The sequence below is a fragment of the Streptomyces adustus genome (assembly GCF_009377175.1).
Taxonomy (GTDB): domain Bacteria; phylum Actinomycetota; class Actinomycetes; order Streptomycetales; family Streptomycetaceae; genus Streptomyces; species Streptomyces adustus.
On sequence record NZ_VJZD01000175.1, the window covers coordinates 1 to 20,634 of the forward strand.

Consider the following 20,634-nt stretch of genomic DNA (forward strand, 5'->3'; position numbering starts at 1 on the left):
TGGCCGCGACGGACACGACCGGGGCCGGCGACGCCTTCACCGCGGCACTGGCCTGGAGCCTCGGGGCCGGAGTGTCGCTCGAAGCGGCCGCCACCTACGCGGCCCGTGTCGGCGCACTCGCCGTGACTCGCCGTGGAGCCCAGGACTCCTACCCCACCGCGGCGGAGGTCGAGGCACTGTGAAGAGGGCAGGAATCCTCAACCGTCATCTGGCCGGGGCCGTCGCCGCACTGGGCCACACCGACCAGGTCCTGATCTGTGATGCGGGAATGCCGATCCCGGAAGGCCCCCGCGTCGTCGACCTCGCCTTCCGGGCCGGAGTGCCGTCGTTCGCAGAGGTGCTGGACGGTCTGCTCGCCGAACTGGTCGTGGAGGGCGCCACGGCGGCCGAAGAGCTCCGCAGCGCCAATCCCGCGGCGGCCGCACTGCTGGAGGGACGCTTCCCCGACCTGGAGCTCGTCCCGCACGAACGCCTCAAGCAACTGTCCGCGGGAGCCCGCCTGATCGTACGGACCGGTGAGGCCCGGCCATACGCGAACGTGCTGCTGCGGTGCGGCGTGTTCTTCTGACCTGAGCGGCGCCGTCGGACCCTCCTGGACCAGGCGCCAGATCCTCACAGCGCTGGCGTCAGACCTTCCAGGACCTGAGTACGTCGGCGACGTCGTAGACGCCCAGTCGCGTGTGCCGGATCTTGCGGACGAGATCGGACAGGGCGTCGTAGGGCGGATCGATTCCCTCTCCGCACTGGCTCAGGTACGGGGCGGGCACGAAGGCGGCGAAGAGGCTGTCGCGGTGCGGGAGGGATCGAGGCGCGTGATCCTGTGCAGGAGCGCCACCGCGCGCCACGCCGCGTCCGGACCGGACGTCTCCAGGGTCGGCACCTTGCGACCTCGTGCACTGTCCGAGACGAATTTGTCCCGGTCCTTGCGGCCGGCGGCCGGGCCTCGCACACGGATCTCCGTCCCGTAGATGATCCCGATCTCACCGCCGACGCCCAGGTATTCGACGACCTCGGCGAGAGGATCCAGCCGGATGCCCGGCGCGACGGTGCAGCCCCGTTGCGCCGGCAGCGGCCGCACCTCGCCAATGGCACGGGTAATGGTGGAGCGGTCGACGCCGAACCAGCAGGCCAGCACGTCATGAGTGATGCCATGGCGCAGCCTCACCAGCCTTGCCGGCAGCCGGTCGACGAGGACAAACCTGCGCTCCGCCCCGGCTCCCGCAGCCCGCCGCCTCGGCCGAGCCGTCGGACGCGCCTGATGCCGTACGTGCCACAACGGCCCTACCCCAGCGCCGAGTTCGGAGACCACGTGCATCGACAACCCGGTGACCCGATGCGCCGCCACGATCAGCTGACGCACGCCAGCCCTCGCCATGCCCAGTTCAACGTGCTGTGGTGTGAGAGTGATATGCAAAGTCTTTCAGTCCTTGAAATGGTCTCTGGCCTGCTTGTTGGTATGCGCGACGAGATCGTGGCTGAAATTACTTGCAGAAAGTTGCGTGAGTGTCCGTATGGGGCTGAGGATTCGGGACATGGCACACCACACGACACGCATGTCGCGTCCCCTCGCTCTCGCCGCCATGAGCGCGGCGGGTCTCTTGACGACCCTGATCACCGCCCCGTCCGCAGTGGCGGCCACCGGATCGCCGGCTCCGGAGTGCGTGGAGTACTTCCAGAGCTGGCGCTACACGGACGTCCACAACCGCTGCGGCGATACCGTCTCCGTCACGGTCGAGTACACGGACGGCCAGTGGGCTCCGTGTCGCGTCATCGCGCCCGACGGCTGGGCGACCTTCTCCGGCTACGGAACGAACGGTAACTACGTCACGGGGCTGAGGACGTGCGACCCCGTCCTCGTCACCACCGAGGGCGCCTGAGCGGGCCCGCTCAGGGCAGGAACTCGAGCGGCTCCTGAACGAGCTGGAGACACCGCGGCGCCCCTGATCTCCTACCGAGCCGGGCCGGTGGTGTCTGCTGCGGTGTTGGGCGGCTGTGATGCATCTGGAGGGCGTTGGCCGCTGTTCGGATTGTTGCTGTCGAGAAGGCCAGGCAGTCCGACTTCAAAGAAGTCATCGTCGTCACCGGCGGCCCCGGATCAGGCAAGAGCGTTATCGCCCTCGAACTCCTCGGCGACCTGTACCGGGGCGGCTGCACCGCGCTGCACGCCACCGGACCCCCTCCGTGTGCGCGCCGAGGGTGACAAGGAAGTCGATGGTCAGGAATGGTGCCCAGCCCGTAGGCTCGCCAGGCGCAACGGCGTGTAGCTCAGTCAGGAGAGCACCGGGCTCGGGACCCGGAGGGCGCGGGGGCAGAGCCCGCCACGCTGGCTATGGACACGAACGACTCTGGGCGCAACGACGGCCACGACGCGACCACGCACGGTCGGGGACCTGTGGACGTTCCGCAGGTCTACCCGATGGGCGAGTTGGCGAGGGCCTTCACCACGGCTCTGACTCACCACGACCGACAGGTGCGCGCTGGCGCTGAGGAACGTGTGGAGCGCTGGCGAAAGGTTCTTGCCGGTATGGCCGACGGCACGCTGACCGTCGGGTCGCGCACTCCCGTGGCCGGCCTGCCTGCATGGGTCACCCCGCAGGTGGTTCGTGGCGGTTTCGCCACCGGCACGCCGGCCGCGAGCGGGCCGCTGCTTGCGCACGAAGCCGCCGCCGCGCACCGAGCCGGTCTGCCGGCCGAGCGGCGCGCCCTGTTCGCGCACGCCCTGACCACGACGGGCCTCGCCGAGCTGACGGACCTGCTGGAATCGGGCGGCTATGCCGTCGAGCTGCCCGAAGAGGCCGCCCTGCTCACCGTTGCCTGGCTCGCCGACCGCGGGGAGACCGCGACCGCGCTGGAACTCCTCGACGTCCTGGCGCCGTTCGCCGACCGCCTGCGGTTTCTGCCGCAGCCGGTGCCTTCCGCGACTTCTGGGTCCGACAGCGGCATCGTGTTCCGCTGGACGATCGCAGAGGTGCGCCGTCGGCTGCACCAGCGGCGCCCGCATGCCGGCATCGCGGCGATGAACGAGGCGCTGACCGTGTGGAATCCCTTCGCCGACGAACTGCTCGAGCACTGGCTGAAGACCGTGCGCAACGGCCGTGTCCTGGCCAGGGCCCCCAAGCCGGAGTGGAGGCAGCGCGCGGCCGCGTTGCTGGGGCGCTACCGCGCGCTGGCCGCCGAACACACCTGCTGCGGCAAGCACCGGCGCCCGAAGGAGAACTCGTTCATCCTGCGGACCGCGTTGGAAGACCTCGTTGCCGGAGGCGACCTGGATGCACGTCGCCGTGGACTGGTGCAGCACGCTGTCGATGCGATGGTGCGCCGACGCGGCGTACCCGGTACGCCCGAGCATGCGGCACTGCGCGCCCGTCAGGCCGCGGACGCCGCCCGCCCGACGCACCACGCCATGGCCCAGCTGGTCGCCGAGCGCCTGGCGGACCTGCCGCCGGACACGGGCACACCGCAGGCCCGCACCTTCACGGTGGCGGTCACCCCCGCCGAGTACGAGGCGACAGGGCTGCCCGTCGGCGCCGACGTGCCCGAGCCCATCGCCCGTCTGGTTCACCGGGCGCTGGCTGCTGACGTCCCGACGCTCATCGCAGCGGGCGTCGTACCGTCCGCTGAAGTGCTGGCCACCCTCACGCCTCAGCTCGTCGCGGCCGCGAGCGCCGCCGCCTACTCCGACGCCGGACTGCGCCGTCTGATGACCGCCTCCTACGGGGCCTTCAGCAACCGGCGCTCGGTGCTCCTCGTCGACCTGCAGCACCAGGTCCGCTTCGAGGAACTGCCCTGGGTCCGGGCCGTCGAACAGCACCGCCAGAGCACCGATCCCGTGCGGGCGACGGCGGCACGCACCCTCGCCGACCTCGGTGAACTCGCTTTGCAGGGCTGGCCCGGCACGGTGCTGCCCAACCCGCTGGTGAGCCGGCTCACCACGCTCGCCCGGACCGCCGGGCTCACGCTGCCGTGGACGGAGGAGCTCGCGGCCGACATCTTCATGGGCACGTTCACCGCCAAGTTCCCTGCCGCGGCCCGGGTCGCGGCCGAGCTCCTCGACCAAACCCTGTACGCGGCCTACTACGGCATCGACTACGCACGTATTGCCGGCGCCGACGCGTCCGCCTCCCGGGACAGGCACGGCTTCGACGCTGTGCAGTTCGCGGCGCTGTGCCATGAACGCGCTGGCGTCGACGCGACGACGTGGCTGTCGGTCGCCCAGGCCGGCGCGGTGATCGAGCAGGCCCAGATCCTCACCACGCACAACCTTGCCCTCCTCGCCGGGCCGGTCAGGGTGAGCCCACAGCCCGGCTGGGCGGCACTGGTCCGCAGCGCATTCGCCACCACCTGCCGCCTTGCCGCGCGGATCCACGGCAACCCGCACCCGCTGAGGACCATCAAGGACATGGCCTATTCCTGGCGCCAGGCTCTGTTCCACCTGTCGATGGCCACCCCCGACGAGCAGCGCACGGCCCTGGCGCAGTTCGACGACGACGCGGCGCGCTGTCCCGACCACGCTCGCACGCGCCTCGCGCCCGTCCTGGCGGGTCTGCGCTTCGTCCACGCGGGCGGCGACCTCGGCCCCGACGGCGGCCCCACAAACAGCGGCGCACGTCGGCTCCTGGGCTGGGCACCCGCCGGCCGCCACTGGCTCCAGGCCGAGCCCGCCTCTCAGGCAGTGATCCACGGCTAAGCGGTCGTCCCGTTCGGCTTTCCAAGGGACGCAGTGGGTCTCTGTGACTGTCGTGGCCGACAGGGTTGCATGCCGTGCTCGGGTCCGTTCCAGGGCTCTGGCCTTTCGTCGGCGGTCATCGGGAGGAGGCACAGTTGCACGGGGCCGGGACAGAAGGCTGAGGTGTCGGGGCCGGCCATGTCTTCGCCGATGAGGTAGCGAGAGAGCCATTCGGCGAAGCTCATGTCGTACCGCGCCCAACCGCCTTCGCCGTCTTCGACCAGGATCCCGGCGAGCGTGCCGTCCGCAGCTGTGAGGAACAGCGTTTCGCCTCGGTCGGTGCTGGTGATCGGCCACAGTTCCCCACCGTCTGACGCCGCCCAGGCGAACATGTGCCCGTGGGCCCGGATCGCGAGGAGCGGTCCGGGCCCACGGGCCGTCGCCCGTCACGTGTGCATCGTCAACGCTGAGACGGTGTTGCTGCGCCGGACACGCAACCTGAGAACCGCGCCCAGACGGGAAGTGCGGCTCTGGGCCGGCGACGTGCCCTCTGCGCTCAGAAGCGGGTCACCCCGTGGTGTGCCGGGGCCATGTGGTCGGTGAACCAGTCACGGGCGAGGTGGGTGACCTGCTCCAGGGTGCCGGGTTCCTCGAAGAGGTGGGTGGCACCGGGGACGACCGCGAGTTCGCTCTCGCACCGCAGCCGGGCCTGTGCATCGCGGTTGAGACCGAGCACGAGCCGGTCGTCGCCACCGACGATCAGAAGGGTGGGTGCGGTCACGGCTGGCAGTCGTGGTCCGGCGAGATCGGGCCGGCCGCCACGGGAGACGACCGCGGCGATCCGCGCGTCGGGCTCGGCGGCGGCCCAGAGTGCGGCGGCCGCGCCGGTGCTGGCGCCGAAGTAGCCGATGGCCAGCCCCTGGGCCTCGGGCTGCTCGCGCAGCCAGCCGGTGGCGTCCGTGAGCCGTCGGGCGAGGAGCTCCGTGTCGAAGACATTGGCCCGGTCCATCTCCTCTTCCTCGGTGAGGAGGTCGCAGAGCAGGGTGCCCAGCCCGGCCCGGTTCAAGCCGGCCGCGACGAACCGGTTACGCGGGCTGCGCCGGCTGCTACCGCTGCCGTGCGCGAACACCACGATCCCCAGCGCGCCCTCGGGTACCGTCAACTGGCCCCGCAGCACCAGCGGACCCGCGCGTACATTCGCCTCCCGGCCCTCGGGCCCTGCCTGCCCGGACGGAGCCCGGCGGGCGAGCGCTTCTTGCAGGCAGGCGACGACCTCGTCGTCGTCGGTCTGGGAGAAGTCGGCGTAGAACTGCCCGATCGCGTAGAAGCTCCACGGAGTGTGCGGGCACACCAGCTCGTCGGCGTCCGCACCCAGGCGCGCGGCCCAGTCCTGCGGGGCCACGGGAACCGCCAGGACGACCCGCGCCGCCCCGCGAGCGTGGGCGATCTGACAGGCCGCACGTGCCGTCGATCCGGTGGCGACCCCGTCGTCGACGATTAGGACCGTGCGCCCCGTCAGGGCTGCCGGCTCCCGTTCACCCCGGTAGCGCTGTGCACGGCTTTCGAGCACCTCCCGCTCGCGGGCCTCGACCACGGCCAAGTCATGCGCAGTGACCCGCGCGGTGCGCACCACCTCGTCGTTGATCACACGGACGCCGCCTTCGCCGATGGCCCCCATGCCCAGCTCCGGCTGGAACGGCACGCCCAGTTTGCGCACCAGGCAGACGTCCAGCGGCGCGCCCAACGCCTTCGCGACCTCCGCGGCGACCGGGACACCCCCTCGGGGCAGGCCCAGCACCACGACATCAGTACCCTCGAGATGCTTCAGCAGGGGAGCCAGCCGTCGGCCGGCATCCCGACGATCCAGGAACAACACGACCGGGCCTCCTCGCCCCCAGGAAACACGGCGGACGACGCCGTGTGCATGCACCCCGTACTTCCATCCTCACTCCAGCGGCGAACGAATGCGCACCCCTGGGTGAGGCACTCCTGTTCTGCCGTGTGCCATCCCAGGGCCAGCCTCAAGCCGCTTTTGTTCCGCTACCCGGGACTGGGCGCCGTCGCCGACTGCGCGCGGCGCCTTCGCCCGGACGATGGCGAGAGCCGCGGCGACGACACACGGGCGGCAACGGCTCGTAGCTCGCCGTCGGGGAAGCGCACGGCCTTGTACTCCACCAGCACGGCACCCCAGTGCTTTCACCACGGCCGACGGCCCGTCGGCCGTGGTGCGCAGCGCAAGACCCTCGTGTCAGGCAGCAAGCCCATCAGCAGCCGGCCATGACACGAACGCTCATCGGGACCTCCTGCAGACCGAACGGGCCGGCCGAGATCGGCCGGCGCGGATGTGGTCGACCACCAGCGAACCGTTCCCGGCGACTGATCTCCCGGCTTCCATGCTTCAAGACCTCCCGGGACCTGACACAGGCCACGGGGCGCGTCGCATTCGACGCACACGTGCCGAGTGGTCCCCGTCTGAGGTCCACGTCATGTGTGCTGCCCGGTATGCAGAGGCCGTAGCGTGAGCGTGCCGTCGGGCCCGCCGTCGACGCGGGTTCCGAACGCTCGGCTGTGCCTGTCGAGGACGGCGCGCAGCCATTCGGTGTCCTGGGACGGGGCGTGCTCCAGTCGCATCCTGCGCGCCCGCAGGGGCACCATTCGCGCGTTGACCAGCCGGCCGGTGTCCGCCTCCACCGACACCAGGTACAGCACCCGCAGGTCGTCCCGGTAGCTCTCGTAGCCGCCGATCCCCTCGTAGTCGTCGATGAGGTCGCCGCAGCCGTACAGGATGAGCCTGTCCCGGTACACCTCCAGCGGGCGCGGGTGGTGCGAGGAATGTCCGTGCACGATGTCCACGCCCGCGTCGAGGAGCGCGTGGGCGAAGCGGACCTGGGGGCGCGTGACGTCGAAGCCCCAGTTGGACCCCCAGTGGATCGAGGCGACCGCGATGTCTCCCGGCCGCCTGACCTGCCGCAGACGGTCGGCGAACACGGAGGCGGCTGCATGCGAAGGCTCCGCGATGACGTCGACGCCGGGCCGCTGCCCGGTGGCGGCCCAGTGCTTCGGGATCCCGCTGGACGGCATTCCGAAGGAGAAGACCAGCACCCGCCCGTCAGCGCCCACGGGTACGATCGCCGGCTGTTTCGCCCCTACCTCGTCCGGGCCCGCCCCCGCCGTCCGCAGTCCCGACTCCGCCAGGGCGTCGAGCGTCTCGTGGAGGCCGCGTGGGCCGAAGTCGAGTACGTGGTTGTTGGCGAGTGCGCAGACGTCCGGCCGGGCTGCGGCCAGGCACGGCAGATTGGCCGGGCTCATCCGGTAGTGGACGTCCTTGCCGGGCGTGAAGTCCCCGTCACCGGTGACGGCTGTCTCCAGATTGACCACCCGCACGTCCGGCGCTGTCTCGTCCAGGACGGGCAGCGCCTCGCCCCACGGCCAGCGGAAGCCAACCGGCCGGGGGATCGGCCCGTTCGCCGCCTCCGCCAGGTCGACGTAAGCGCGGGCGTCGCGGATGTACTCCTCCCGCAGCGCCGGGTCACCGGGGAACGGAAGGATCTGATCGACACCCCGGCCGAGCATCACGTCCCCGCCGAGGAACAGCGTGACCATGCCCTCGTGCACCCCCCAACGCTAAAGCCGAAGCGAGCGATGCGCCAAGGATCCGCAAGACGAGGGCGCCATGCGGCTACACGTGTGTGATGCGCGGGAGCCATGTGGTTGGTTGCCCGGCTCCGCGTCCGCCCACGGGGCGACGGCAGCAGGGGTACCGGCGCCGAAGGGCCGGATGGCGAACCCCTCGGTCTCGGCCTGCGTCTTGGCTGCGGGGGAGGGGAGCTGGTCTGCGCCGGAGGTGCGTGGCGGCGGCCGGACACACGTGTCCGGCCGCCGCCGAGCCGCGGGCCGCCCAGGGCGAGGGGTGCTCGGCCGGGCGGGCAGCCTCACTCGCCGAGGTGCTTGTGGTAGAACGGGATCAGGTGGCCCAGGGCGATCTTGACTGGTTCGTGCTGGTCGTACAGGTCGTAGTGGGAGAAGCCTTCCGCCACGACCAGCTCCTTGTCCTTCGACGCCGCGCGGCGGTAGATCTCCAGACCGTCCCGGTAGGCGCCGAACGCACCGGGTTTGTCTCCGATGACGACGCACAGCGGCCGGGTCAGGAGAGTCTCGGCGCGGTGGAAGGCGTCCCAGCCGATCGCGGACCCCTGGCGGGAGAACAGTCCCTCGGTGCGGCCGCCGGGCTTCTCGCCGCGGGTGGTGCGGTAGTAGTCGGTGGCTTCGAACAGGTCGAGTTCGGTCAGGCCCTGTTCCTTGGCCTTCTCAGGGGACGGCGGCAGGTACTGGGTGATCTGCCGGTCTGCTCCCCGGGCCTCGGCCGTGCGTTGTTCGGCGACGGCGTCGAGAGCGCCGATGGGGTCGTAGCCGCTGAAGGACTCGTGCATGAGACCGCCGAAGTTCACGCCCGTCACGCTGCCGACGGCCTTGATACGGCGATCGGTCATGGTGGCGTTGATGGAATAACCGCCGCCACCGCACACGCCGATGACACCGATGCGGTCGGCGTCGACGTAGGGCAGTGTCACGAGGTGGTCGATGACGTAGCTGATGTCCTGGACCCGGAACACCGGGTCCTCGACCGACCGCGGTTCACCGCCGCTCGCGCCCTGGAAGCTGGCGTCGAAGGCGATGGCGACGAACCCTTCGTCCGCGAGCGCCGTCGCGTAGACGTTGCCGGCGGTCTGCTCCTTGCACGATCCGATGGGGTGGACGCTGACGATGGCGGGGTAGGTCTTGCTTTCGTCGAAGTCTGGCGGGAGATGGATGTCAGCGGCCAGGTCCCAGGCCAGCGCTTTGACGGTCACGTGCCTGATGTTGTCGGTCATGGGTGGACTCCTTAATTGATGAAGCGGGCCCCGCGGCAGGTGGCGGGGCCCGCTTGCCCCGAAGTGATCAGCCCTGGTCGGCGGGCTCGGCCTTCAGGTGCTCGGTGAAGAACGGCGTGGCCTCGGCGATCGCCTGGTCGACGTACTTGGGGACGTCGTAGAAGTCCATGTGCGTGCCGCCTTCGACGACTCGGAGCCGCTTGGGGCTGCGGGCGCGGCCGTGGAGTTCGGTGGACATCCACAGGGATCCGGCCTCGCTGCCGGCGACGACGAGGATCGGCTGGGTCAGGAGGTCCTCGACCATGTGGAAGGCGTCGAAGGTGAAGATCCGCGAGACGCTCTTGGTGAAGAGGAACTTGTTCTTGGCGCGGGGGGTGAGGTAGTAGTCGCCGGCCTCGACGAGGTCGCGCGGGGTGTTCTCGTCCGGCTCGGCCGGGACGTAGGGGAGGTAGGCGGGTTCGGCGCCCTGGGAGGCTTCGGCGGTGCGCTGCTGGGCGACGGCCTTGAGGGTGGGGACGGCGGCGGCGTCGGAGTCGGTGCCGTACCAGCCGCGGCGGAAGCTGGTGCCGATGTTGACGGCGCTGACGGTGGTCAGGGCCTTGATGCGATAGTCGGTCATCGCGGCGTTGACGCTGTAGCCGCCGCCGGCGCAGATGCCCAGGGCTCCGATCCCCTCGGGGTCGACGTAGTCGAGGGTCTGCAGGTAGTCGACGGCGGCGCGGACGTCGTCGACGCGGGCGTAGGGGTCCTCCAGGTGGTGCGGTTCGCCGCCGCTGTCGCCCTGGTAGGAGGCGTCGAAGGCGAGGGCCACGAAGCCCTGCTCGGCGAGCTTGCCCGCGTACAGGCCGGCGGCCTGCTCCTTCACGCCGCCGCCGGGGTGGACGACGACGACCGCCGCGTGTCGGCTGCCGGTGTCGAAGGCCTCGGGCAGGTAGAGGTTGCCCGCCATGGTGATCTGGCCGTTGGGGAAGGTGATGGCTTGCATCGTGGTGCTCCTGCTGTTTGCTGTTGGTGCGGTGGTCAGTGGGTGTGCTGGTGCGTGAGGTCGTCCCTGACGCGGGCCGGCTCGGCGTCCAGAGGGAGGTTGGGGGTGTCCTTGACGGCGTCCAGGGCTGCGGAGGCGTCGGGCTGGGCACCCTGGAACAGGGCGGTGAAGTCCTTGGTGGCGCGGCCGGGGCCGGAGAAGACCTCGAAGGTCTTGCCGAGCGCCGCGTCGTCGAGGAGGGCTTCGACGAGGAGGGTGCCGAGGGCTTCACGGCTGATGCCGTCCTCGCCGGTGTCGCCCTGCTCGATGCGCAGGTGCGAGCCGGTCTGTCCTGCGTCGAGCCAGCCGGGGCGCACGATCGTGTACGGGGTGCCGCTGAGCCGTACGAGCCGCTCCGAGCGGCGCTTCCAGTCCAGGGCGTGGCCGCCGTCGTTGAAGTAGTGGCCGCGGCGGGTGACGAAGATCGTCGTCTGTAGGACGATCCGGGGCCGGCGGCTGCCCAGCGCGCCCAGGACGCCGGCGACACCGCCGTAGTCGATGCGTTCGAAGGACTCGGGGCGCACGTCGTCGTCGGAACCGTGGACGAAGATCACCGCGTCGATGTCGCGGACGGCCTCGGTGAGCGTGTCCGGGACGGTGAGGTCACCGACCACGATCTCGGTGCCGGGCGGCAGGGTCTTGCGGGCCCGGGAGGCGTCGCGGGCGAGGGCCACGGGGGTCAGGCCCCGGGCGGCCGCCGCCGCGACGACGTGCCGACCGGTACGGCCGGTCGCCCCGACGACGAGGACACGGTCGATGGCGGGCATCGGAATCGAACTCCTTCATTGTGCACAGGCGCCGTAGACGCCTCGGTCGGATACGGAGAAGTTGTGCCGTGGACAATGCCGGAACCGGAATTCATATCGGCCCACAAGGGCTTTGTCCTGGCCACAGGAAATACGCTCGCACGTGCCGCACCCGTCTACCAGAGGAGACTTCCATCCCCGGAGGAATCCATCCAGGGACAAAAGTCTCCCTGCCACCGAAGTTGTGCCCCGGGGAAACTGGCAACCATGACCACCAACGTGCCGCGCCCCGACGAACTCGGGGCCTTCCTCAAAGCCCGCCGGGCCGAGCTGAGCCCTGCCGGAGCCGGTCTTCCCGACACGGGAGGCCGCCGCCGGGTCAGCGGCCTGCGACGCGAGGAGGTCGCGGTCCTGGCTGCCATCAGCACCGACTACTACGCCCGCCTGGAGCAGGGCCGTATACAGGCGTCCGCGCCCGTGCTGCACGCCCTGGCCCGTGTCCTGCGCCTGGACGACGACCAGCGTGCCTACATGCTCCAGCTCGCCGGACGCCCGCCGGCCCGCCCGGCGCGCCGTACATCCCAGAAAGTGCAGCCCCGCCTGAGGAGGCTGCTCGACGACCTGGGCACCACTCCGGGAATCGTCCTGGGCCGCCGCATGGATATTCTGGCCTGGAATCCACTCGCGGCGGCCCTCGTCACCGATTTCTCCAAGATTCCGGAAAAGAACCGGAACTATATACGCATGCTTTTCACCGAACCCTCCGTGCGGGAGCTGTATGCCGACTGGGCTAATGTCGCCCACACCTGCGTGGCACAACTGCGTATGGAAGCCGCGCGCGACCCCGAGAGCCCACGGCTCGCTGCGCTCGTCGGCGAGCTGTCGGTCCAGGACGCCGACTTCCGCCGCTGGTGGGCCGCCCACCACGTAGCGGTCCGCGGTGTCGGCACCAAGGTGCTCCACCACCCCGTCGTGGGCGAGCTGACACTCGACTGGGACACCCTCGCCCCGACCGTCGACGCCGACCAGCACCTCGTCGTCTGGTCCGCCGAACCCGGCTCCCCCTCCCACGACGCACTGCGCATCCTCGCCTCCTGGGCGGACGGCACAGGCCCCGCCGCCGTGGGCCACGATGCCGGCAGCGACAGCGGCCTGCTCGGCTGACGCCGGTCCATACCGTTCGCTGCCACACTGGAACCATGAGCACCGGGACCGGCGACCCGAAGGAACTGGGTGTCTTCCTCAAGGCCCGCCGGGCTGATCTGGAACCTCTCCAGGTGGGTCTGCCCGACACCGGAAACCAGCGGAGGGTGGCGGGCCTGCGGCGCGAGGAAGTAGCGCAGCTCGCCGCCATCAGCACCGACTACTACACCCGCATCGAGCAGGGCCGCATGCAGGCGTCCGTCCCTGTCCTGGAAGCCGTCGCCCGGGCCCTGCGCCTCACCGGCGACCAGCGCACCTACCTCTTCGAACTCGCCGGCCGCGTCCCGAGCGAACCGCCCGCACGATCAAGCCGGGACGTCACCGAGCACTGCCGCCGACTCCTCGATCAACTCACCGAGTCACCCGCCGTCGTCCTGTCGGACACCATGGACGTCCTGGCCTGGAACCGGCTCGCCGCAGCACTCCTCACCGACTTCGCCCAGGTACCCGAAGCGGACCGCAACTACGTCTGGCTGCTGTTCAACGACCCCGTGCTGCGGGCCCTGTACGACGACTGGCCGGCCGGGGCCCACGCCTGCGTGGCCTACCTGCGCATGCACACCGCGCGCAATCCGAACGATCCCCGGCTCCTGAGCCTCCTGGCACGGATGGCGCCCCGCACCGACTTCCAGCACTGGTGGCAGACGTGTGAGGTCGCCGTCCAGAGCACCGGCAACAAGGTCTTCCACCACCCGATCGCCGGAACCCTCACCCTCGACTGGGACACCCTCACCAGCTCGACCGCCCCCGACCAGCACATCGTCGTCTGGACCGCCGAGCCGGACAGCCCCTCGCACAAGGGCCTCCGCGTCCTGGCAGCCGCTGCACAACAAGGCGCCGAGACATCCACGCTTCCCGACAGCGTCCGCGAGCGCCTCACGTAGCTCTGCGTGGCGGACTCGAACCACCCGGGACAGGAGTGAATGTTTCAACCAGTGACGCACCACACCCAGTTGAAGACCGGGCGGTCGCCGTGAGGGTGCCGGGCTTGTTCACGCCCAGGTCGCAGGGCGGGACGCGCAGCAGGTTCGTGATCACACGCTGTATGTAGTGGGGATGCACGAGTCTTCGGATGAGGACCGCGCTTGCACTCACCTGGGTGGGCGCGGGCCTTCACCGCAGGCACCTCACGAAGCCAGGCGTCAAGTTGACGAGACTTCCCGATGGCGACGCTGTGGTGCGGGTTCGCCGCGTAGCTCGTAGGGCGGTTCAATGTCTGAGTGGCGAACTGGGCACAGATGTACGACTGGCACTTCGACGTAGACCGAGTTCCCGAGCTCCTGGACCGTGTGGAGCGTGAAGACGACGGCGAGGCGTGGGCGGAGCTGGGACGCCGGTTGATCCTGGAGCGGGACCTGGTGTCGCCCGCCGGCATCGCTGCCCTGCCTCGGCTGGTGCGTCTCGCGCCGGGGAGCACGGAGGCACGGCACTTGGCCGGAGAAATCATGGAGCGCGCGGCAGCACACCACGGCGTTGACGATCTTCTGGGTGCCAGCGCCGACGTGATCACCGAGTTCGGTGCCCTCCTGGATCTCCACATGCAGTCACGGCCGGCCGACTACCTGGTGACCTTCCGCGCGTTGCTCGCGGTCAAGGAGCAGTACCACTGGGCGAACGTCCTGGGGGACTTCACTGACGACTTCTACCACCTGGCCTGCCCTCACTGTGCTGTGGAAGTGACGATCGCCATCGGCGGCTACGGGCGCTACTCGGCGATCCGGGACTGGAATCTTGGCGACGTGGACCGACGGGACCTGCGAGCGGCGCCCGCCGAGGAGCTCTCGGGTGTCGGCCGATGGATGCACGAGCTCGCTGTCCGAGATGGGGAAGACGTACTCGCTGACGGAATTGCGCATCTCTTTGGCAAGGCAGAGTGCCCGAGATGCGGCAGCGTATTCGTCATCGCGGATGAGTACGCGGCCTCCAACCGTCCGGTCCTGCGGTAGCGCTGGCGGTGCACTGGAGCTTCTCCCTCATCGGCGCTGGCTGGAGCACGTTGCCCTCTCACGCTGCCTGCGCGACCTATGCCACCGTGGCTGCGAAGGCCGCCTGTTCATCGAACAGTTCGCGGTGTTGAAGGCAGTGGTGGAGTTGTCCGATCAGGCTGTTGAAGACATTGCGTAGGGCCGAGGCGTGCCAGTCTCCGCGTTCGTCGCGGCGGTGGCGGTAGCGAGCCATGGCCCCGGGTGAGGCGCGAAGGGCTGAGAAGGCCCAGAGACAGCCGACGTGGTTGAGCCGGTCGTTCCTGATGCGGCGGCGGGTGATGCTGGACTTCTTGCCGGAGGCCCGGGTGATGGGCGCCGACCCGTCATAGGCCTTCAGTCCGCGGGCATCGGCGAACCGGGTCCTGTCGTCGCCGAGCTCGGCCGACACGCGGGCTCCGAGCTGGGTCCCGAGTCCCGTGAACAGTGGTGTCGTAGGGGCTGACGTGACTGAGCACTTCAGTTGGCGAGTGAGCGCTCCAGTCGGCGAGCCGAGTCCTTCAGATGGCGAACCCTTGGAAAGTGTCCTGGGGGTCCTCCTTGGCGGCTTCCTTGAAATCACCGAATGACAGGTTGGCGATCATGAGATTCGCGTGTATCTCGTGGACGCCGGCAGGAACGGTGCGAAACGCGCCGCCGTCCGCCTCGAACTCCTCGTCACTGTCGCACTCTTCCCTGGCCAGCACCGCCACTGCCAGCAACGTGGTAGGCCCACCACGCATTGAGTCGCGGTCGGCAAGGAACACCACGCTCAGCTCCTCATCGGCAACCACCACGGAGAGAATCTGAGCCGAGGTGCATCCCGCCCACTTCGGATCGTCAGCGATGTGGACGTACGGCTCGAAGTCTCCATCACCCCAAGGCCTCATCAGCTCAGCTTTCACCGCAGCCCATGCCTGTTCGTCGCGGTAATCGGTCCGGATGATCAGCGCCGCGTCCCGATCGCGCCCCGCCAGCCACTCCCTACGGTCACTCACGCCGCTGCCCACCCATCCGCGCAGGTCACAGCCCGCGCATTCCGTACTCACGCTACGCGAGACCGCTGACACAGGGACTTGAGCTGCTTGCGGTTCTTCTTCTGGTTGCCTTTGGCGATCACGATGCAGTGGGCCTTGCGGGCGAGGAGGTAGTCGGCGTGCTCCCGCTGGGTGTGCATCGCGTCGCTGGTGGGCGGCGAGCAGGTGGATCTTCCTGTCCTTTGGCCTTGGCCGCGCCTCGCAGGCTCTCGTCGTCCACGGCCGGACCGCGAAGCCCGCCGGTCCCCGTCTCCTTCGGTCGGCGATCTGCCGGCCGGCGTCCGACTGCTCGGCCGAGTGCATCGGCGTCGACACGAGCGGGCAGCCGCCGGACCGTCGTCTCGCCGGGCAGAGCACGCCGGGCAATCAAAGGGTCGGGACAGGCGCCGAGTTGCCGGAGCACGTCGGCCGGGGCATCGGCAATCCACTCGCCGACCGTCAGCAGCGAGGACGCTCCGGACAACACGGCACACGCGATGAGTGCGAGCACGACGGCCAACGGGTGACGTACCCCGCGCGGAACACGTGGATCAGGCACCTCGACCAGCCGCCCAAGCAAGCTCAAGACCTCCGTGGATACGACCTCGGGCTGCTCGCGGAGCTGGGTCAAGAGCAGGCGGGATCAGCGATAAGGCGTCGACAGGCACGGTCTTCCACTCGAATCACGAAACGTCGAGAACTCCATCATCTTGGTAGCCCGCACGCTCGACCGAACGGCAAGCCCGATCACCATCCAGCCGCAGGACGCCGTGTTCTGCGGCAACAGGATGGGACACAGGCACTGATCACAGCTGGCGAGGTAGCCGAGTCCGGCATCTGTCTTCCGCATCGGTGCGGCACTTCTTCAGAACACCGCGGGCCAAGGACCGCAGCCCGTGTGCCGTGTCGAGTGAGTCGGTGACTGCCTGGTGCGCGGTTTGCCGTACGAAGCCGAGCGAGCGTCGTCCGGGACCGCGCCGCAGCAGGCCCTGGTAGACGTCCAGGTGCCGCTGGGCTATGCGTGCCGGGTCGAAGCGGGTCGCATTCCTCAGGGCGGCCTCGCCCATGCGACGCCGGAGTTCGTCGTCGCCGATCAGTTCGAGCAGCGCAGCCGCGATGCCGTCCACGTCTCCCGGGCATGTCAGGCGTCCGTCGACACCGTCTTCTATGATCTCGCGTGGTCCGACGGGACAGTCCGTGGCGACGATGGGGAGACCGCAGCGCATCGCCTCGACGATGGTCATGCCGAACGATTCCCGGTCGGAGGTGGACGCGGCGATGGAGCCCTTCACCCACTCCGGTTCGAGGGGGTTCACCTGCCCCATGAGAAAGATGTGGCGGCTGAGTCCGAGATCGCGGATCAGTGCAGACAGGGCGTGCCTCTCGTTGCCGGTGGTGTCTCCACTGCCGAATATCCGCAGCTGCCAGTCCGGATGAGCGGTGACGACCTGGGCGAAGGCTCTGACGAGCAGGTCATATCGCTTCACGGTATTGAGCCGACCCGCCGCTACGACGAACTTGCCGGTGCCGTCAGCCGGTTCCACGGACGCGGCGGGAACACTGTTAGGTATGGCCTCCACTCTCACACCGCGCAGGCCCAGTCGCCGGTAGGCGCGGGCATCGGCTTCGGTCACGGTGGTGAGGGCGTCAAGCAATTGATAGTGGTGTTGTATCTCGTGGCGCAAACGGAAGCCGTGACCCGAGAGGCTGAGGTGCTCCTGTCCCACCCTGACGGCGGCGCGCTGCGCCTGGCGCGCGATGTGCACGTTCAGTCCGGGCCTGGTTCCGACGATCACGTCGGCGTCCAGCCTCTTCAGGTGCCGGCCGATGCGTTCGTCGGTGAGGCGGCTGTACTGCGTGTGCCGACCGTCCGCGCGCGGGAAGACCCTGGCGGGCTGGGTGTTGCGGGGATCGTCACCGTCGTAGTCGGCGCAGGCAGCGCGCAGGTCGACCAGAGGGGTGAGGCCTACCTTGGCGGGTGCGCCCATGAAGGGCACGTTGCGATGCCGGAACACCGAGATGATCTCCACATCGTGGTGCTCCGCCAGCGCCGCGGCGAGGTTGAATGTCGTCCTGATCGTGCCGCCGATGCCATACGCATTGTGGAGCAGGAAGGAAATGTGCATGCGGGAGACATTTCAGTAGGGAGCCGGGGGGTGGGAAAGCAGTTGGGAGGTGCTGTACGTCGTTCTGTTCAGCAGTCTGGTCGGCGGCGGGTCCGCGTTCGCTGGGCGAATGGATCGGTCGGGACTCGGGAGAGGCCATGCCGATGTCAATCGATCGGATGATGCACCGGACCCAGGTGGCCGGTAGACGTGGTGAGAACCGATCCATGGCGAAGGGTCTGCGTAGAAGGATGAACAAGCGGTGACGGAGCACGACGGTTCGGTTCTGGGACGCGCCGATCCCGACGGGTGGTGGATCGAGGCGGCCATGCAGGCCGCGTTCGTTCTCTTGCTCGCGGGTTCCATCGGCCGGCTGCTCACCTACGATGGGCCGGACGGCCACACAGGATGGAGTCTCGCGCTCTTCCTCGTCTTCGGCGTGCTCCACCTGAGCGGACCGATCTGGGCGCCCGCGCCTTGCCATGGCGAGCGGCCCAGCATCCGGCACCTGATTCGGCTGGGCATGCTGCTCGCCGTCTGGCTGGTCCTCCTCGCCCTCGAACCGAGCGCGACATGGTGCACCATGCCCCTGCTCTTCACCGGTGTGCACCGGTTGCCGGTGCCGCTCGCGCTGCCCCTTGCCTCAGTGCTCACGCTCCTCGTGATCGTTTCCGAACTCCGTGTGGCGAGCGGCCTGTTCAACCCCAACCTGGTGATCGCCCCGATTGCCCTCGGGACCGTCGTCACAGCCGTACTGCTGCACAGCCGGCGTCTGGCGGACCGGCAGCGCCTGCTCATCGACGACCTGGTCCGCGCCCGGGGTGAACTGGCCGCAAACGAGCGGCGCACAGGCGCTCTGGAGGAACGGCAGCGGCTGTCGGCCGAGATTCACGACATCCTCGCCCAGAGCCTGTCCAGCCAGCAGATGCTGCTGCAGGCCGCCGAACGCCAGTGGCACATCGCGCCGGACACCGCGCACGAACACGTCCGCGGGGCCGCCGCGAGCGCGGGCCGCGCGCTGGCGGAGGTGCGCCGATTCGTCCGCGATCTGGCCCCGCTCGATCTCGATGGGAACACTCTGGTGCACGCGATGCGCGCACTAGCGGAGCAGCCTGCTATGCCGGGGACCGATGGGGAGCCCGCGTCCGGCCCGGCCGTCGAGTTCCGGCTGGACGGCACACCCGGGAACCTCCCCGAGGCGGTCGAGACAGCGCTGCTTCGTGTGAGTCAGGGCGCCTTGGCCAACGTACGGGAACATTCTGGGGCGACCCGGGCTGTAATCACGCTGACCTGTTCAAAGGACTCCGTTTGCGTCGACATCGCCGACAACGGCCGCGGTTTCGAGCCGGGCCGTATCCCGCACCGCCGCGAGGCCCGCACACGCGGCCATGGTCTTCCCCTAATGGAGAGCAGGGCGAGACGGGCCGGAGGAACACTCCGCGTGGAGTCCGCACACGGTGAGGGAACGGTCGTGACCATGTCCGTGGTCCTCGGAGCGCACGACGGCGCCGCCGCTCGCAGCACGCTCCCGGCGGAGGAGACATCATGAGATTCCCACAGAGCCCCGAACACGGGCAGAGGGCCGGAGGATCGGCTCCGACCAGCCCTGCCGAGGACCTCGAACCGACCGGCACGGACTTCGCCCGCGAACCCGACACCGTCCGTGTCCTTCTCTGTGACGACCACGCCGTGGTACGGGCCGGACTGAGGGCGCTGCTGTCCAGCACTGAAGGAATCGATGTTGTCGGTGAGGCCGCGAGCGGGGACGAGGCACTGGTGATGACCATGCGTCTGCGGCCGGACGTGGTGCTCATGGACCTCCAACTCGGCGACGGCACGGACGGGGTGACGGCGACACGACGGATCGTCGCCACCGCCGCGCCCGGTGCGCGCGGCAGACCTGCACCGCAGGTCCTGGTCCTCACGATGTTCGACACCGATGCCGACATAGCCCGCGCCCTGGCGGCCGGCGCCACCGGATACCTGCTCAAGGCGGAGCGACCGGAACTGTTGTTCGCCGCGATCCGGGACACCGCCGCCGGGCGCACCGTGCTGTCGGGAACCGTCGCCGATCGGATGATGTCCCGGATCCGCACGCCTGGACCCGCGCTGACACAACGGGAACGGGGTATCCTCGGCCAGCTGGCTGGCGGCCTCACCAACCGGGAGATCGCGCGGGTCCTTTTTCTCAGTGAGGCCACGGTCAAGACCCACCTGGGCCGCATTTACACCAAGCTGGGCGTGCAGACCAGGGCCGGCGCAGTGGCGATGGCCGCCCAGCACCGTCTGCTGCCGTGAGGAGCCAGGCCCACGAGAGTGCACGGCCGCTCGTTGCGGCAGCCTCGCCCGAACCCGGAGCATGCCACGTACCGCACTCTCAGAGGCGACCGAACCGGATCAACGCTGTTGCCGCATTGCTTCCTCGACCCTTGCCCTGGTCCGCCTTATCGTCCATGGGCCGGCTATCAGGACCGCAAGAGCAATCACACCCGAACTGACCAAGGTTTCGGTCCACGGTGTTCCGCTCTGCCTCCACACCACGATCGTCGACGCAGTAACCACAGCGTCGACCCCGAGCAGGACTGCCCATAGGCGGCCCGTAGACATCGATCCATCAGACATAGGCCGTACCTTACGACGTGGTGCGTGATATTGATCGAGACACTGCCGAGGCACTGCCGAGGCATGAAGTAGGCCGTGCGGCTTGGGTGTTGTTGTGATGCAATACCTGGGTCGCACAGCCTCGTCCAAGCGTCTCTTCACGCTTTCGTCCGGCCCTGGCACGGCATCGAGCTGCCACAGCCACGTTACGGAGAGCTCTTCCGGCTCGGGTGAAGCCGGTGCTGAAGCCTCTCATCAGCGGTCCGTCGATGCCTCCGGGCCCGGTGACACCACCCCCCCCGGATCATCAACAACAATGCCGTTGCTTTTGGGGTGTGCGTGCTGTTGAGCCATGCGTGTTGGTGTCGCGTCTGGAGCGGCTGGGGTTGGGCATCCTGACTCGGTCGTGTCCTGCTGAGTTGGTGGACCGGGTCGTTGCTG

Annotated in this window: 18 protein-coding genes, 1 tRNA gene and 4 pseudogenes; 11 read left to right on the forward strand and 12 right to left on the reverse strand. The window is 69.1% G+C overall.

The annotated features are described in order from the left end of the window. Positions 1-182: PfkB family carbohydrate kinase (locus FNH09_RS32130; protein ID WP_238427234.1), on the forward strand; the 182-nt coding region annotated here is incomplete at its 5' end. Beyond that, the gene (rbsD, locus tag FNH09_RS32135) at positions 179-568 is read left to right on the forward strand and encodes a D-ribose pyranase (protein WP_162469404.1); all 390 of its coding nucleotides are present in this window, start codon (positions 179-181) and stop codon (positions 566-568) included. The genes FNH09_RS32130 and rbsD, both read left to right, overlap by 4 nt. A gap of 58 nt (positions 569-626) precedes the next feature. Here rbsD and FNH09_RS50305 read toward each other — a convergent pair. Both FNH09_RS50305 and FNH09_RS50310 read right to left on the reverse strand, forming a co-directional pair. Continuing rightward, a pseudogene (locus FNH09_RS50305) lies at positions 627-955 on the reverse strand (toxin Doc). A 105-nt stretch (positions 956-1,060) separates the two neighbouring features. Continuing rightward, a pseudogene (locus tag FNH09_RS50310) lies at positions 1,061-1,375 on the reverse strand (helix-turn-helix domain-containing protein); the annotation flags it as partial. Between the two features lie 157 nt (positions 1,376-1,532). On the opposite strand from FNH09_RS50310, the gene FNH09_RS32150 reads away from it, so the two are divergent. The 4 genes and pseudogenes from FNH09_RS32150 to FNH09_RS32165 all read left to right on the forward strand — a co-directional run bounded on the left by FNH09_RS32150 (position 1,533) and on the right by FNH09_RS32165 (position 4,687). After that, positions 1,533-1,877 (forward strand): alpha-amylase, encoded by a 345-nt coding sequence (locus FNH09_RS32150; protein ID WP_238427235.1) that lies wholly within the window; start codon positions 1,533-1,535, stop codon positions 1,875-1,877. 155 nt (positions 1,878-2,032) lie between these two features. Then, positions 2,033-2,173: pseudogene (locus tag FNH09_RS32155) on the forward strand (DNA/RNA helicase domain-containing protein); the annotation flags it as partial. A gap of 81 nt (positions 2,174-2,254) precedes the next feature. Continuing rightward, a tRNA-Pro gene (locus FNH09_RS32160) sits at positions 2,255-2,327 on the forward strand. Positions 2,328-2,524: 197 nt separating this feature from the next. Beyond that, the gene (locus FNH09_RS32165) at positions 2,525-4,687 is read left to right on the forward strand and encodes a hypothetical protein (RefSeq protein WP_238427236.1); all 2,163 of its coding nucleotides are present in this window, start codon (positions 2,525-2,527) and stop codon (positions 4,685-4,687) included. Positions 4,688-5,222: 535 nt separating this feature from the next. Here FNH09_RS32165 and FNH09_RS32175 read toward each other — a convergent pair. From FNH09_RS32175 to FNH09_RS32195, 5 genes are all read right to left on the reverse strand, one after another. Beyond that, on the reverse strand, positions 5,223-6,542 hold the full coding sequence (locus FNH09_RS32175) for a phosphoribosyltransferase family protein (RefSeq protein ID WP_162469405.1): 1,320 nt from the start codon (positions 6,540-6,542) through the stop codon (positions 5,223-5,225). 608 nt (positions 6,543-7,150) lie between these two features. Next, complete coding sequence (locus tag FNH09_RS32180; protein ID WP_338017744.1) at positions 7,151-8,281, reverse strand: CapA family protein; 1,131 nt, start codon at positions 8,279-8,281, stop codon at positions 7,151-7,153. Positions 8,282-8,598: 317 nt separating this feature from the next. Further along, complete coding sequence (locus FNH09_RS32185; protein WP_152893426.1) at positions 8,599-9,537, reverse strand: alpha/beta hydrolase; 939 nt, start codon at positions 9,535-9,537, stop codon at positions 8,599-8,601. A gap of 67 nt (positions 9,538-9,604) precedes the next feature. Then, positions 9,605-10,522 carry an alpha/beta hydrolase gene (locus tag FNH09_RS32190; protein ID WP_152893427.1) on the reverse strand — a complete coding sequence of 306 codons (918 nt, stop codon included), beginning with the start codon at positions 10,520-10,522 and terminating at the stop codon, positions 9,605-9,607. Positions 10,523-10,557: 35 nt separating this feature from the next. Further along, positions 10,558-11,328: an SDR family oxidoreductase gene (locus FNH09_RS32195; RefSeq protein ID WP_152893428.1), complete on the reverse strand. Its 771-nt coding sequence runs from the start codon at positions 11,326-11,328 to the stop codon at positions 10,558-10,560. A 246-nt stretch (positions 11,329-11,574) separates the two neighbouring features. Here FNH09_RS32195 and FNH09_RS32200 point away from each other — a divergent pair, with 246 nt between their 5' ends. The 3 genes from FNH09_RS32200 to FNH09_RS32210 all read left to right on the forward strand — a co-directional run bounded on the left by FNH09_RS32200 (position 11,575) and on the right by FNH09_RS32210 (position 14,456). Continuing rightward, on the forward strand, positions 11,575-12,471 hold the full coding sequence (locus tag FNH09_RS32200; RefSeq protein WP_152893429.1) for a helix-turn-helix domain-containing protein: 897 nt from the start codon (positions 11,575-11,577) through the stop codon (positions 12,469-12,471). Between the two features lie 35 nt (positions 12,472-12,506). Further along, entirely contained in the window at positions 12,507-13,394 is an 888-nt protein-coding gene (locus FNH09_RS32205) for a helix-turn-helix domain-containing protein (protein ID WP_152893430.1), read from the forward strand. A 336-nt stretch (positions 13,395-13,730) separates the two neighbouring features. After that, positions 13,731-14,456, forward strand: coding sequence for a hypothetical protein (locus FNH09_RS32210; protein ID WP_152893431.1), 726 nt, complete (start codon positions 13,731-13,733; stop codon positions 14,454-14,456). 76 nt (positions 14,457-14,532) lie between these two features. Here FNH09_RS32210 and FNH09_RS32215 read toward each other — a convergent pair. From FNH09_RS32215 to FNH09_RS32230, 5 genes and pseudogenes are all read right to left on the reverse strand, one after another. Next, positions 14,533-14,916 (reverse strand): annotated as a pseudogene (locus FNH09_RS32215) (transposase); the annotation flags it as partial. A 76-nt stretch (positions 14,917-14,992) separates the two neighbouring features. Further along, a complete protein-coding gene (locus FNH09_RS32220) occupies positions 14,993-15,469 on the reverse strand; it encodes a DUF6924 domain-containing protein (protein ID WP_338017745.1) in 477 nt (158 codons plus the stop codon). A 47-nt stretch (positions 15,470-15,516) separates the two neighbouring features. Further along, positions 15,517-15,648 carry a hypothetical protein gene (locus tag FNH09_RS49640; RefSeq protein WP_274390292.1) on the reverse strand — a complete coding sequence of 44 codons (132 nt, stop codon included), beginning with the start codon at positions 15,646-15,648 and terminating at the stop codon, positions 15,517-15,519. Next, positions 15,588-16,046 carry a transposase family protein gene (locus tag FNH09_RS32225; RefSeq protein WP_338017747.1) on the reverse strand — a complete coding sequence of 153 codons (459 nt, stop codon included), beginning with the start codon at positions 16,044-16,046 and terminating at the stop codon, positions 15,588-15,590. The genes FNH09_RS49640 and FNH09_RS32225 overlap by 61 nt, the downstream gene beginning before the upstream one ends. A gap of 247 nt (positions 16,047-16,293) precedes the next feature. After that, entirely contained in the window at positions 16,294-17,613 is a 1,320-nt protein-coding gene (locus tag FNH09_RS32230) for a glycosyltransferase family 4 protein (protein WP_152893432.1), read from the reverse strand. Positions 17,614-17,920: 307 nt separating this feature from the next. Between FNH09_RS32230 and FNH09_RS32235 the strand changes: the two genes are divergently transcribed. Together FNH09_RS32235 and FNH09_RS32240 are read left to right on the forward strand one after the other, a co-directional pair. Further along, a complete protein-coding gene (locus tag FNH09_RS32235; RefSeq protein ID WP_152893440.1) occupies positions 17,921-19,141 on the forward strand; it encodes a sensor histidine kinase in 1,221 nt (406 codons plus the stop codon). Continuing rightward, positions 19,138-19,890, forward strand: a complete 753-nt coding sequence (locus FNH09_RS32240) for a response regulator (protein ID WP_152893433.1) — start codon at positions 19,138-19,140, stop codon at positions 19,888-19,890. The genes FNH09_RS32235 and FNH09_RS32240 overlap by 4 nt, the downstream gene beginning before the upstream one ends. Positions 19,891-20,634 lie beyond the last annotated feature (744 nt).